The sequence below is a fragment of the Lentilactobacillus senioris DSM 24302 = JCM 17472 genome (assembly GCF_001436555.1).
Taxonomy (GTDB): domain Bacteria; phylum Bacillota; class Bacilli; order Lactobacillales; family Lactobacillaceae; genus Lentilactobacillus; species Lentilactobacillus senioris.
Genome location: NZ_AYZR01000008.1, coordinates 56899 through 70363, shown reverse-complemented (window position 1 = coordinate 70363; position 13465 = coordinate 56899). Strand labels below are relative to the sequence as shown.

The 13465-nt window shown below is 38.5% G+C and carries 13 protein-coding genes; 4 read left to right on the top strand and 9 right to left on the bottom strand.

Going from position 1 to position 13465, the window contains the following annotated elements:
* The first annotated feature begins 30 nt into the window (after positions 1-30).
* Positions 31-675 (top strand): YigZ family protein, encoded by a 645-nt coding sequence (locus FC56_RS03565; RefSeq protein WP_404819904.1) that lies wholly within the window; start codon positions 31-33, stop codon positions 673-675.
* A 35-nt stretch (positions 676-710) separates the two neighbouring features.
* On the opposite strand, the gene FC56_RS03560 is transcribed toward FC56_RS03565, so the two are convergent.
* The gene (locus FC56_RS03560) at positions 711-1802 is read right to left on the bottom strand and encodes a glycosyltransferase family 4 protein (RefSeq protein ID WP_056978079.1); all 1092 of its coding nucleotides are present in this window, start codon (positions 1800-1802) and stop codon (positions 711-713) included.
* Between the two features lie 234 nt (positions 1803-2036).
* Between FC56_RS03560 and FC56_RS03555 the strand changes: the two genes are divergently transcribed.
* Positions 2037-2456 (top strand): CidA/LrgA family protein, encoded by a 420-nt coding sequence (locus tag FC56_RS03555; protein ID WP_054669421.1) that lies wholly within the window; start codon positions 2037-2039, stop codon positions 2454-2456.
* A gap of 18 nt (positions 2457-2474) precedes the next feature.
* Entirely contained in the window at positions 2475-3215 is a 741-nt protein-coding gene (locus FC56_RS03550) for an LrgB family protein (protein ID WP_056978078.1), read from the top strand.
* Positions 3216-3319: 104 nt separating this feature from the next.
* On the opposite strand, the gene FC56_RS03545 is transcribed toward FC56_RS03550, so the two are convergent.
* The 4 genes from FC56_RS03545 to FC56_RS03530 form a co-directional block, all read right to left on the bottom strand.
* Positions 3320-5161: an APC family permease gene (locus FC56_RS03545; RefSeq protein ID WP_056978077.1), complete on the bottom strand. Its 1842-nt coding sequence runs from the start codon at positions 5159-5161 to the stop codon at positions 3320-3322.
* Positions 5162-5443: 282 nt separating this feature from the next.
* On the bottom strand, positions 5444-7063 hold the full coding sequence (groL, locus tag FC56_RS03540; RefSeq protein WP_056978076.1) for a chaperonin GroEL: 1620 nt from the start codon (positions 7061-7063) through the stop codon (positions 5444-5446).
* A gap of 45 nt (positions 7064-7108) precedes the next feature.
* A complete protein-coding gene (groES, locus tag FC56_RS03535) occupies positions 7109-7393 on the bottom strand; it encodes a co-chaperone GroES (RefSeq protein ID WP_054669424.1) in 285 nt (94 codons plus the stop codon).
* A 160-nt stretch (positions 7394-7553) separates the two neighbouring features.
* Positions 7554-8183, bottom strand: coding sequence for a redox-sensing transcriptional repressor Rex (locus FC56_RS03530; protein WP_147649687.1), 630 nt, complete (start codon positions 8181-8183; stop codon positions 7554-7556).
* 177 nt (positions 8184-8360) lie between these two features.
* Here FC56_RS03530 and FC56_RS03525 point away from each other — a divergent pair, with 177 nt between their 5' ends.
* Complete coding sequence (locus tag FC56_RS03525; protein WP_056978074.1) at positions 8361-10298, top strand: ABC-F family ATP-binding cassette domain-containing protein; 1938 nt, start codon at positions 8361-8363, stop codon at positions 10296-10298.
* Between the two features lie 48 nt (positions 10299-10346).
* Here FC56_RS03525 and tsaD read toward each other — a convergent pair whose 3' ends face one another.
* The 4 genes from tsaD to FC56_RS03505 are packed head-to-tail and all read right to left on the bottom strand — an operon-like array spanning position 10347 to position 13453.
* A complete protein-coding gene (gene tsaD, locus FC56_RS03520) occupies positions 10347-11378 on the bottom strand; it encodes a tRNA (adenosine(37)-N6)-threonylcarbamoyltransferase complex transferase subunit TsaD (protein WP_056978073.1) in 1032 nt (343 codons plus the stop codon).
* Positions 11378-11989, bottom strand: coding sequence for a ribosomal protein S18-alanine N-acetyltransferase (rimI, locus tag FC56_RS03515; RefSeq protein ID WP_056978072.1), 612 nt, complete (start codon positions 11987-11989; stop codon positions 11378-11380). The genes tsaD and rimI overlap by 1 nt, the downstream gene beginning before the upstream one ends.
* Positions 11973-12695: a tRNA (adenosine(37)-N6)-threonylcarbamoyltransferase complex dimerization subunit type 1 TsaB gene (gene tsaB / locus FC56_RS03510; RefSeq protein WP_056978071.1), complete on the bottom strand. Its 723-nt coding sequence runs from the start codon at positions 12693-12695 to the stop codon at positions 11973-11975. Before tsaB ends, rimI begins: the two co-directional genes overlap by 17 nt.
* The gene (locus FC56_RS03505; protein WP_056978070.1) at positions 12695-13453 is read right to left on the bottom strand and encodes an acyl-[acyl-carrier-protein] thioesterase; all 759 of its coding nucleotides are present in this window, start codon (positions 13451-13453) and stop codon (positions 12695-12697) included. The genes tsaB and FC56_RS03505 overlap by 1 nt, the downstream gene beginning before the upstream one ends.
* Between the last annotated feature and the right edge of the window lie 12 nt (positions 13454-13465).

Below are 13465 nucleotides of genomic sequence, written 5' to 3'. Positions count from 1 at the left end.
TCACCTCACTAAATAAATAGTTTTGGAGGAATTCCAATGAGTTTTTTAACAATTGCCACTACTGGTAAATACGAAGAAATAATCAAAAAATCACGTTTTATTTGTCATTTGGCCCCCGTTGAAACTGAAGATGAAGCTAAAGCAATCATTGCTCAAGTAGTAGCTGATAATCCTAAAGCTAATCATAATTGCTATGCTTATCTTTTAGGCGATACAGATCAAATTCAACGAGCTAGTGATAACGGTGAACCTTCTGGAACTGCTGGCGTTCCTATTTTAGAGGTACTAAAGAAAAATCAACTCCATAATGTGGTTGCCGTGGTTACTAGGTATTTTGGTGGTATTAAATTGGGAGCCGGAGGTTTAATCAGGGCCTATAGTGGCACTACCGCTGCTGCAGTTGAAGCTATTGGCATAGTAGAACTAGTTGATTTTCAATTATTAGACATTCAGATCGAATATTCTCAACTAGATTCCCTTAACTATTTTTTAACTACTCAAAACATCAATATTGAAAATACTGAATATGGCAGTCAAGTTAAGATCACCATTGCTGTGAGGATCAGTGAACAAGCCAAAATAATATCAGACCTTACTAACCTCTTAAATGGCAAACTGACAGTTACCAAAGGACCTATTAAACCAGTCGCTGTAGCTTATGAAAAAAATAATTAAAAAAGGAAATTAGCAGTAAATGCTAATTTCCTTTTTTAATGACTATTTTTACTAGTTGTTCCCTTAACTACTTTTTTAATGCCGTTTAAAAGTGGTTGTCTATCTTTTCCAACTAATCCGATAGTTTCCACAAACAGCTCTAACCCAATCAATACAGCGATGGTTAACAGTATCGATCCCCATAAAGATGAGATTGGGTAAAGCAAAGAAATAAATGAAAAGATTAATGCAATTCCATAAATTACTAATACAGTTTGTCGATGAGTTAGACCCAAACTCATTAAGCGGTGATGTAAATGCATCTTATCCGCATGAGAAATTGGTTCTTTATTCAACCACCGTCTTAAAATTGCGTACAAGGTATCCGTAATCGGCACCCCTAGAATAACTACCGGAATAATCACGGTAATAAACGTTGCGTTTTTTAATCCAAACAAAGAAAAGACGGAGATCATAAAGCCAATAAACAAAGCACCAGTATCTCCCAAATAAATACGAGCTGGGAAAAAGTTATACGGCAAGAATCCTAAACACGAAGCCACTAAGGCAAAGATCATAATGGAAATAAATACATTACCAACATTTAAAAAAAACATCCCAGTAATCCCCATCGTACTCAATGAGATAATAGAAACACCGGTAGCCAATCCATCTAATCCATCAATTAAATTAACCGCGTTAGTAATCGCTAAAATCCATAACCACGTAAGTGGCAAACTTAGCCATCCCAACTGCACCGTAATAAATGGTAGGGTAATGGAAGTCATTCGAACCCCTGCAAAAAAATAAACCCATAAAGCCGCTAACGAAATTCCTAGAACTTTCTGACGCGGTTTTAATTCAAAAATATCATCCACAATTCCGGTTAGGATGATGATGACTTCTCCGCCGAAAATTCCCCATAATGTTTTAGTCGGCATTTGGTTTCTCAACAGGACCATTGTAGAAAACGTGAAGGCAATAAATATTGCTAACCCACCAATTGTCGGCATCGGCACCTTATTAACTCGTCGGTTATTCGGAGTATCAACGGCTCCGACCCTAAAGGCTAGCTTTCGAACAAATGGGGTCAAAATTGCCGAGATAATCATGGTTGCAACTAATGAAACAATGATTTCAAATCTCAAGATATTAACCTCAAATTTATTTTAGTTTTAATTAATTATACAAACCGAACGGGCTAAATACAAGCTCACTACGGGTTCTTGTGGATCTTTAATAAAAATTGAACGTTTTGAACTAGATTTAGAATCTATCTTTTTGTGATTCATTGATCATTTATTCACTTTTAAATTGTTTTTTATTTGTGAAATGCTATAATGAAGGTGGTTTAAAAATGTATTTTGAAAGGAGATAGTAATATGAACGATAAGCAGAATACGGAGACCAAAGAAGCTCCAATCCTTGTCCAGATGGGAATCTTTGCTGCAGTTCTTTTTGTTTCTAGCCTTATTTCACCATTATTTCCAGCGAGTTTTCCAGTTCCAACACCTGTGATAGGTTTGATTTTAATGTATTGTTTGTTAGCCTTTCACATTGTGAAATTAGAATGGGTTGAAAAATTTGCTGATTTCATGATTGGTTTAATTGCCTTCCTATTTGTTCCATCAGGTATCGCTTTAACAGCCAGTCTAGATGTCATGAAAGATCAAGGTGTTCAATTGATCATCGTAATCATTCTTTCAACGGTAATCTTACTTGTAGTTGTAGCTTTAGTTACCTCACTATTTATGTGGATTATGAAGAATGTCTTCCACAAAGATACTAGTGTTACCGAATAAAGAAAGGATGAATTAATTATGCAAGCTGAAATAATTAAATATTTGGGTACCCCTATTTTTGGGATTTTTCTCTCAATTGCGGTATTCCTATTAGGTCAATGGCTTTTCAAAATCTCACATGGCTTTTTCCTATTCCAACCCCTCTTTGTGGGAATGGTTTTAGGGATCGTCATTTTAGTTCTGATGGCTAAATGGTTCAACGTAGATACAACTTGGTTCTATACAAATGCTTACTTACCGGGTGGTAATGAAATTATTTGGTTCTTACAACCCGCTACCATCGCTTTTGCTATTCCCCTTTACCGTCGAAACGATATTGTTAAACGTTTCTGGCCGGTAATTATTCTTTCATTAACAATTGGATTATTCATTTCATTATTTGTTATTTTTGGTGTTTCCAAAGTCTTTGGCTTAGACAATGCCGGTATTCTTTCAATGCTTCCACAAGCAGCAACTACTGCCGTGGCTATGCCAATCGCTGGTGCAATTGGTGGTATTCCAGCCGTTACTGCTATGGCCTGCATCGTCAACGCTGTTATTATTTACGCTTTGGCTTCATGGTTACTTAAGATCTTCCATTTGAAAGAACCCGTTGGAGTTGGTTTAGGACTTGGTACTGCTGGTCATACCGTTGGTTCAGCTAAGGCCCTACAACTTGGTTCCGTTCAAGGATCAATGGCTGCTATCGCAACTGTTATTATTTCCATTGTTTCCGATATTGTTGTACCTATCTTCGTTAATATGATGGGCATTAAATAATAAACAAAAAACGACCTTTTTAGGTCGTTTTTTTATATCGTTCACTAGCCACAAAAAAAGGAATGACCTGGGTAAGGTCATTCCTTTTTTTGTTTGCTGTTTTACTACTCTTTTAAGTGATAATTATAAGTAGCAATCACAATATTTTGTCTTGAATTTAAGGTTGCTCTTAAACGCAAACTAGTCTGATTATGCAAGATGTTTTCCCATGGATGACGAGGAACAAACTGCGGTACTAAAACAGTAGTGGAATAGTTTCTATCCTCAGCTCGTTTAGCAATTACATCGCAGAAACGTAATGTTGGCTGAGCAATTGAACGGTAAGAAGAGTGAATATCTACAAACCTTACATCTGGAAATTCCTTCTTAAATTCCTCTGCCGTCTCATGTTCCTTTTCTGGATTAGCATCAAAAGAAACATGCATTGCAATAACATAATCCCCAATGGATTGGGCATAGCTAATTGCCTTAGCCGTAACTTTAGTAACTCCACTAACCAACACAATAACGGTAGCACCATCATAATGATGAGTAGCCGCAATACTTCTAGCGGTTTCTTCCACTCGTAATTGTTCAGCTACCCGCTTGTAATGTCTATTAATCTTGTAGAAGAGCCGTAATAGTAATGGCATTACAATCAAGTATGGCCAAACATTTTCAAATCGAAGTAAGAACAAACAAATAACTAATGAGACTGAAATGAAAGCCCCAATGAAGTTAATAGTAGCTTTTCCGGCCCAGAACTTACCTTTATTGCGTTTCCAGTGAATAATCATTCCAGATTGTGACAAAGTAAATGGCACAAACACACCAACAGCGTAGAGAGGAATTAAAGAACTAGTTTTTCCACCAAAAATTAAGATTAAGACTACCGCGCCAACGGCTAATGAGATGATACCGTTAGAATAACCTAACCGATCGCCTTTATCTAGGTAAGCATGAGGTAAAAATTTATCCTTAGCCATATTGTAAGCCAACATTGGAAAAGCGGAGAACCCGGTGTTAGCAGCCACCGCTAAAATCATTGCGGTAGATAATTGTAGTAGATAGTACAAGAATCCGTGACCGAAGACTCCTTCACCGATTTGGGAAAGGACGGTTTCATGACCGTTAGGGACAATTCCCATATAGTAACTTAAGTAGGTAATCCCTCCAAAGAAGATTCCCAAGATTAAAGCCATGATAGCCAATGTTGCAGAAGCGTTATGACTCTTAGGCTTCTTAAAGTTAGGTACCGCATTACTAATTGCTTCCACCCCAGTCAACGAAGATGAACCAGATGAGAAAGCCCGTAAAAATAGTACTAACGTCATTCCTTGAACTGGAGCCGTAATTCCGGCAGAAGCATGGTATTCAATATTACCAGTTAAAATGTTATAACCACCGTAAATAATCATGAAAATAATCATAAAAATAAACAGATACACTGGCAAAGTTAAAAAGCTAGCCGATTCTCGTAATCCACGCAAGTTCAGTAACATAATTCCAATAACAATCAAACAAGATAATAGCACTTGATGGCTGTACAATGCGGGAATTGCGGAAGTAATAGCCTCGGTTGCAGAAGTAGTAGATACGGCTACGGTCAACATGTAGTCAACCAGTAACGACCCCCCGGCAACCAACCCGGCCCCTTGGCCCCAATTGGTACTTGCTACCACATATGCGCCCCCTCCTGAAGGGTAAGCATGAATAATTTGTTGATAAGATAGCGTAATCGCAGCTAACAGCACAAGAACCAAAGCTGCAACCCAAATTTGATACATCAACGCTGCCATTGAGAGCGTGATCAGGATGGTAGTGATTTGTTCTGTCCCGTATGCCACGGATGACAAAGCATCTGACGACAGTAAAGCTAGCGCCTTGAACTTACTTAGCGCTTGTCCTCCTTCGTCCGTCGTTTTTAAGGGTTTCCCAATTAAAACCCGTTTCAGATATCGCCACATAGCAATTACTCCTTTAACTCTTTGGTTAATAAATTGGCATATTTGTTGTACACGGATTTATTGTGCACTAAACTATAAAATCATATGCCTAAACATCATGAAAAACAAGTCTTATTCTTTAATTAAAGTACAAAAACATCTTAACACACAACTAGTCTTATATTAACAGGGATTATACCTTCTCTGTGGTTTAAAAAACAATATTAACCTAAATCAGTTTGCTTTGAAGGCAACAAAAAAGCCCAGGCAATATTGCCTAGGCTTTTAGCTAAAGTTATTAAATTACATGCCCATTCCGCCTGGCATTGCAGGAGCCATTGGAGCACTATCGTCCTTTGGTTCTTCAGCAACTACAGCTTCAGTTGTTAGCAACAAGGCTGAAACAGAAGCAGCATTTTGAAGAGCTGAACGAGTTACTTTGGTTGGATCAACAATCCCATCAGCGATCATGTCTTCGAATTCACCATTAGCAGCGTTGTAACCAATTCCTGGTTTTTCGTTCTTCAATTTTTCAACAATTACAGAACCTTCAACACCAGCATTTTCAGCAATTTGACGAACTGGTTCTTCCAAAGCACGTTGAACGATCTTGATACCAGTAGCTTCGTCGCCTTCAGCTTCTAACTTAGCAACATCTGGAATAACATTGATCAAGGCAGTTCCACCACCAGGAACGAATCCTTCTTCAACAGCGGCTCGAGTTGCATTTAAAGCATCTTCAATTCGGTACTTCTTTTCTTTTAATTCAGTTTCAGTAGCGGCACCGACACGAACAACGGCAACCCCACCTGATAACTTAGCAAGACGTTCCTTTAATTTATCACGATCAAAGTCAGAAGTAGTAGTTTCAATTTGACCCTTGATTTCTTCAACCCGAGCAGCGATAGCATCCTTAGAACCAGCGCCTTCTACGATCATGGTTGCGTCTTTAGTAACGTTAACCTTGCCTGCTTGACCTAATTGATCAATAGTAGTGTCTTTTAAGTTCAAGCCTAAGTCATCGGTAATTACAGTAGCACCGGTTAAGATAGCAATATCTTGAAGTTGATCCTTCCGACGATCGCCAAAGCCAGGGGCTTTAACAGCAACAACGTTGAAAGTTCCCCGCATCTTGTTAAGAACTAAGGTTGGCAATGCTTCACCACCAATATCATCAGCGATGATTAACAATGAACGACCTTGTTCCACAATTTGTTGAAGAAGTGGCAAAACATCTTGGATGTTGTTGATCTTCTTATCGGTAACCAAAATGTATGGGTTATCAAGATCAGCTTCCATCTTATCGTTATCAGTTACCATGTATTGTGACATGTAACCACGATCAAATTGCATCCCTTCCACAACGTCTAAGCTAGTATCAACACCACGTGATTCTTCAATAGTAATCACGCCATCGTTACCAACTTTTTCCATTGCGTCTGCAATTAACTTACCAACTTCTTCGTTAGCTGAAGAAATAGAAGCAATTTGGGCAATGTCTTCTTTGGTCTTCACGTCATGTGACATATTGTGAAGAGCGGCAACAGCAGTCTTAGTAGCTTGTTCGATTCCTCGACGGATACCAACTGGGTTAGCGCCGGCAGTAACGTTCTTCATACCTTCGTTAACAATTGCTTGAGTCAAAACAGTAGCAGTTGTGGTACCATCACCAGCTACGTCATTAGTCTTAGAAGCAACTTCTGAAACTAACTTAGCACCCATGTTTTCAAAATGATCAGGTAAATCAATTGCCTTAGCAATGGTAACCCCATCATTGGTAATAGTTGGATTACCAGCAGTTTGTTCCAAAACTACGTTTCGCCCTTTAGGTCCAATTGTAGTTTTAACAGTGTTTGCTAACTTATCAACACCCTTAAGCATGGATGTGCGAGCATCTTCTGAAAATTTAATTTCTTTAGCCATTATTTATCCACCTCAACGTTTAATTTTTATTATTTTAAAAAGTTATTAGTCTACGATTGCTACAATGTCTTTTTCATGTAGAACAAGGTATGACTTTTCATCATAGTTCACTTCAGTACCGGCGTACTTGTCAAACATAACAACGTCGCCTTCCTTAACAGCTGGAGCAACAGTTTGACCGTTATCTAACACCCGACCAGCACCAACAGAAATTACTTTACCAGTTTGGGGTTTTTCCTTAACATTACTTGCTAAGACAATTCCACCAACGGTTTCTTCTTGTTCTTCTAGCGTTTCGATGATTACGCGATCTCCTAATGGTTTTAACACGATAATCCCTCCATCAATTTCAACATTATTAGCATTGTTAGCACTTATTTGTCAGAAGTGCTAAACACTGTTTATAATATATTATCATTCGTTAAGAAATGCAAGCGTTTTGGTTAGAAAAATAAAAAAACGCAAACCAAATAGGTTTACGTAATTAAACTTAAGAATAGTTATCAATAAAGTAAATTAGAGTTTGGAGTTCGTTAGTTAAATCAACGTTTTGAACTCGTACTTTGTCTGGAACAGACAACCGAATTGGGGTAAAGTTAAGGATACCTTGAACTCCACCAGCAACAGCATCATCCGTTACCTTTTGGGCTTCAACAGAAGGAACAGTTAAAATAACCACCTTAATTTGTTGGTCTTCCAATTGTTGTCCTAGCTCATCCATTGGATAAACCGGAACTCCATCTTGAATTGTATTGACGATATTTTCATCAATATCAAACGCTGCTGAAATACGGACGTTACTATCCTTGTGGAAGTTAAAGTTAAGTAAGGCATGTCCTAAGTTACCTACCCCGACTAAAGCCACACTGGTGAGTCGTTCTTGGTTAAGGATTTGTTTGAAAAAGTTAAGTAAGTTATCAACGTCGTAACCATACCCTCTCTTACCTAAAGCACCAAAATAGGAAAAGTCACGGCGAATTGTTGCTGAGTCAACTTGGACTGCATCTGCTAGTTCGGTTGATGAGATCCGATTTTTACCAGCATCGTGTAAAATGTTTAAATAGCGATAATAAATGGGCAACCGTTTAGCCGTTGCCTTTGGAATATTTTCAACTGCCACGAAATGTTTTCCTCCCATATCCGTAGTTCAAAGATTACGTCTTGTGAAATACTTATTGGTATCTATTTTACCATACTAACAAAGATTGTGAAATAGATTTCAAATATTATTCTAATTTATTCCTTTTTTCCAGTATGCTAAAATAGAAAGAACAGAACTCTTAGAAAGGAGATTGCCTTGATAATTCTCCAAGTTAAAAATGCCACCAAACGGTTTAATGGCGAAGATTTATTCACTAACGTTAACCTAACTATTCAAGATAATAGTAGAATTGCCTTAGTCGGCCGAAACGGTGCTGGTAAATCTACCCTAATTAAAATGATAATGGACCAAACTAGTATTGATGGTGGCGAAATCACAAAGAAAAAAGATTTATCAATTGGTTATCTTGCTCAGGATACCGGATTAGAATCAGATAAAACTGTCTACGCTGAAATGGAATCCGTTTTTGCCGGGGTAAAACAATTAGAAAATCAACTTCACGAAGTAGAAAACCAAATGGGTACTACTACTGACCAAGACCAATTGGAACAATTGGCTACCTCCTATGATCGCTTATCAGCAGAGTTCGAACGTCAAAATGGCTACGGTTATGCTGCTGAAATTCGCGGAGTATTACACGGCTTTGGCTTTGATGAACCATATTACAATCACTTTATCAGCGAACTTTCTGGCGGTCAAAAGACCCAGTTAGCCTTAGCTAAGCTACTATTAGAAAAGCCGGAACTTTTAATTTTAGACGAACCTACCAACCATTTAGATGTTGCTACCATTACCTGGTTAGAAGGTTATATTCAAAAATATAGTGGCGCTCTTTTAATCATCTCTCATGACCGCTACTTCTTAGATAAATTGGTTAATGAGGTCTATGATTTAGCTCATAATGCCCTTCACCATTACAAGGGAAATTATTCTGACTATATCACTCAAAAAGCTCAACTAGAAGACCAACAAGAACGAGCTTATGAAAAGCAGCAGGCTGAAATTCAAAAACTTCAAACTTTTGTTGATAAGAATATCGTGCGAGCTTCTTCCACCAAGCAGGCTCAGGCCAGAAGAAAGCAACTTGCTAAAATGGACCGAATTGATCGTCCCAATAGTGATGAAAAAGTTGCTCATTTTACATTTTCCGGTAATCGGAAAAGCGGACATAACGTGTTGAAGGTAACTGATGCCGCCGTAGGCTATGATAATAATGTACTAGCCGAACCGGTAAACTTAGACATCACCGCCAACCAGGCAGTGGCTATCGTGGGGCCAAACGGAATCGGCAAGTCTACCCTATTAAAAAGTATTTTAGGAATAATTCCGTTTATCAAGGGCAACGTTGCCTTTGGAACGGGCGTGGATACTGGCTATTACGATCAAGAACAACAAAGTCTGCACAATAACAAAACGGTATTAGCTGAGTTGTGGGACGAACATCCTACCACTCCAGAAAAAGATATTCGAAGTATTTTAGGTAGTTTCTTATTTTCTGGCGATGACGTTTTAAAGCAGGTTAGAGATTTATCGGGTGGCGAAAAAGCACGGTTATTACTTACTAAGCTTGCGATGAAGCACGATAACTTCCTAATTCTTGATGAACCAACCAACCATTTGGATATTGACAGTCGTGAAGTCTTAGAAACCGCCTTAAAACAGTTTGACGGTACCATTTTATTCGTTTCTCATGACCGTTACTTTATTAACCAAGTGGCCACTTCGGTAATTGAGATTAGTCCAGAAGGCAGCACTGCTTATCTTGGAAATTATGATTACTACGTCGAGAAAAAGGACGAACAATTAGCAATTAAAGCCCGTAACGAAGAACAAAAAGTACGGACAGATATTACTACTAATAACTCCTCTTCTAAAAATAATTATCAATTAGGTAAAGAAGCGCAGAAGAAGCGCCGGAAGATGGAACGACAAGTTCAAGACTTGGAACACCAACTAGCAGAGCTGAAAGATCAACGTACCGCCATTGAAGAACAAATGGTTTCTATAGTACAAACTGACTATGAGGAACTAGGCAGACTACAAGCAGCCTTAGACGATAACCAGGCTAAGACTGACGAAGTCGAAATGCAGTGGACCGAAAAAAGTATTGAATTAGAAGAACTATTAGAATAATAAAAAAAGGAATTTTGACATGTTTAAGCTGTCAAAATTCCTTTTTTATTAACGTTCACTATCTGCTGCCCATTCAAATTCTAATCCTGGATTAGCGTTAAGACTCGCATCTGCGAATACATTATGGCGATATAAAACTTCACCAACTGCTCCGATCATAGCGGCATTGTCACCACACAAAGCTAATGGTGCTAGTACTAGTTCGGTTGTCGAGAAAGCTTTAAGTTCCTGTTGTAATCGTGATCGAATTCCCCGGTTAGCGGCAACCCCACCAGCTAAAATTAGTTCTTTAACCGGGTACTGTTGCAAAGCCTTCACAGTTTTATCCGCTAACACGTCCACAACGGCTGCTTGAAAACTAGCAGCCAAGTCCTGGGAATTTAAAGTTTCACCAATTTGATCAGCATGGTGAACGGTATTGATGAAGGCACTTTTTAAACCACTGAAGCTAAAATCAAAATTATCTTCCTTATCCATTGCTCTAGGAAAGTTAAAGGTATCTTGACCTTCATGTGCCCATTCATCCACTGTCTTACCAGCAGGATAATTAATTCCTAATACCCTACCAATTTTGTCGTAGGCTTCTCCAGCTGCATCATCTCTAGTTTCTCCGATAATCTCAAACTGGTTTTCAGCTGGCATATATACTAGCTCAGTATGTCCACCAGAAACAACCAATGCCATGGCTGGAAATTCCACTGGTTGTACAAATCGAGCAGCATAAATATGACCCGCAATATGATTTACCGGAATTAACGGTAAATTGTGAGCCCAGGCAATCGTTTTAGCAGCAGTTACCCCTATCAATAGGGCTCCTACTAATCCCGGACCATAAGTTACAGCAACCGCAGTTAGGTCCGAATAAGTCACTTGAGCTTCAGCCAATGCTTCTTTTACGCAAATAGTGATCTGCTCAATGTGGTGCCGACTAGCTACTTCTGGAACCACTCCACCAAACCGCTGATGACTTTTAATTTGAGTAGCCACCACGTTAGATAGGATTTGGTTACCATCTTCAATAACCGCTACTGAAGTTTCGTCACAGCTAGTTTCAAAAGCTAAAATTAAATTTCGTGCCACTATTTTTCCTCCGTATCATAATCAGGAACTACGGCATCAGCTGTCCCATCTAATTCTAATTCCATGTTTAAGGCATCTTCATGATCACCATTATAGTACCCTTGCTTAATTCCGGCATCTTGAAAACCTAAGGTCCGGTATAGTTTTTGCGCCTTAGTATTGCTTACCCGCACCTCCAAAGTTACTTTTTTATACTCTAATTGTCGGGCTTTTTTAATTATTTTAGTCACTAAAAAATAACCCAAGCCGTGGTTTTGAAAATTGGGAGCTACCGCAACATTGGTAATATGACAGTCCTTGGTCTTAAAATTCAATGAACAACCGATAAACGCTACTAGCCAATCGTTTCTTCTTAAAACCAAATAAAAACGATCTTTTTTACGACTTAACTCATTTTGAAAAGCCTTATCATCCCAAGGAGTTTGACCCCCATAAACCGACCGTTCAATTCCTAAAATTTCAGGAATATCTGGAATTACCGCCTTAGCTAGGAAATAATCCATATCATTGATGGTAACCTCGTGGTTTCTGATATCTAAATATTTTTCTCGTAATCTAGCATCACGATTACTAATATTTTTGCCATACCAAGTTTTAAACCTTTTCCACATAGTTACCACCCCTTTCATTTGGATGAGCAGCCTGCCAATCAGCTTCAGCTTTAGTAAGCCGTAAATAGCGAGGTTCCAAGCCATCCACGTTTTTAATAGGCTCTAATTGTTGTCCGTATTCTGCCAATAAAGCTGCATTAGGAATATTTTGTAATCCTTGGGCTACTTGAATTTGTGATCCCAATGCATCTTTATATGGTCCTACAAAGTTATCAGTTTCACCCACTATTACAATTGGGAGTTCAACATTTGCCAATTGCTTTAACCAATCATCCATATTTGTGTGTTGGTCATCCACTACAGTTTTCAATTGTCCATTTTGCCACTGATAAAGTCCGGTAAACATGTTTTGATTACGACCATCAAAGATCGGATTAATTAGCACTTCCTCATCCCTAACATTGAGGGCCAAAGCTAACAAGCTAGAAACTGCTACTAATTCTTTATCCAAGGTACTAGCAAAGGACTTAGCAAATGTGGTTGCCATTCGAATACCAGTATAGGATCCAGGCCCAACTGCCGCCACTACTCGATCAATATCGACCGGTTTTAAGCCCGACTTTTGGACTAAATCTTCAATAACCGGTAATAGGAATTCGGCATGTTTTTTATGCGTAGTAAGGGTTTCACTAGCTTGTATTTTACCATCCACTAAAACGGCAACCGTTAGCGGCTGATTGGATGTATCTAATGCTAATATTTTCATTACTTGTCCTCCGTTAAAGTAGCTTTTTGCCAGGTGATTTCAGCTAATGCAGCGATGGTATCGTCAAATTTAATTTCATGGCGAGAAATGCTTTGAGAATCATCTCCCAATAGTTCAACGGTTCCTTGAACCGTTTGTCCATAGACCACTTCGTTTTCAAACCGAATATCAATGGTTCTAGGGTTATGTTGCTCTAGGAAAGTCATTGGTAGAGTATCTACTATCCATTCCAAATAACGAGAATTATTAACGTGCCCATTGAAATCAATATCATTATATCTAATTTGGTAATTCTTCTCAGCAATAACGGCTTCGGGGGCAGTTGGTCTTGGAAGTCTAGGAACTTTCTTAACTGCTTCTGATTCATACTGGCTAACCACTTCTGGACTGATCGTAGTAATTTTACGTTTAACTTCATCCATTAACACCCAAATACTATCGATCTTAACTAACTCTTGACCATCAGCGTCAACTACCCAGAATTCACGAAAAGCAAAGAAACGATTGTAGGAAGTTCCTCTAGTAGTAACGGTAATTAATTCATCAACTCGTGGCATTCTATTAACCTTCATCGAATATGAAGTCACTACCCAGCCTAAGCCTTGCTCTCCTAACACATTATGATCAATGCCTAGATTACGGTTTTGAGCTTCCGAAGTTAGCACCACTACGTTTAATAACATCGCAATGGTCATTTGGTTGGTGACGTCACCTTCATAATATAAAACTTGATGATCTAAACTATATTTTTTTGCCACTGTTTTTACTTC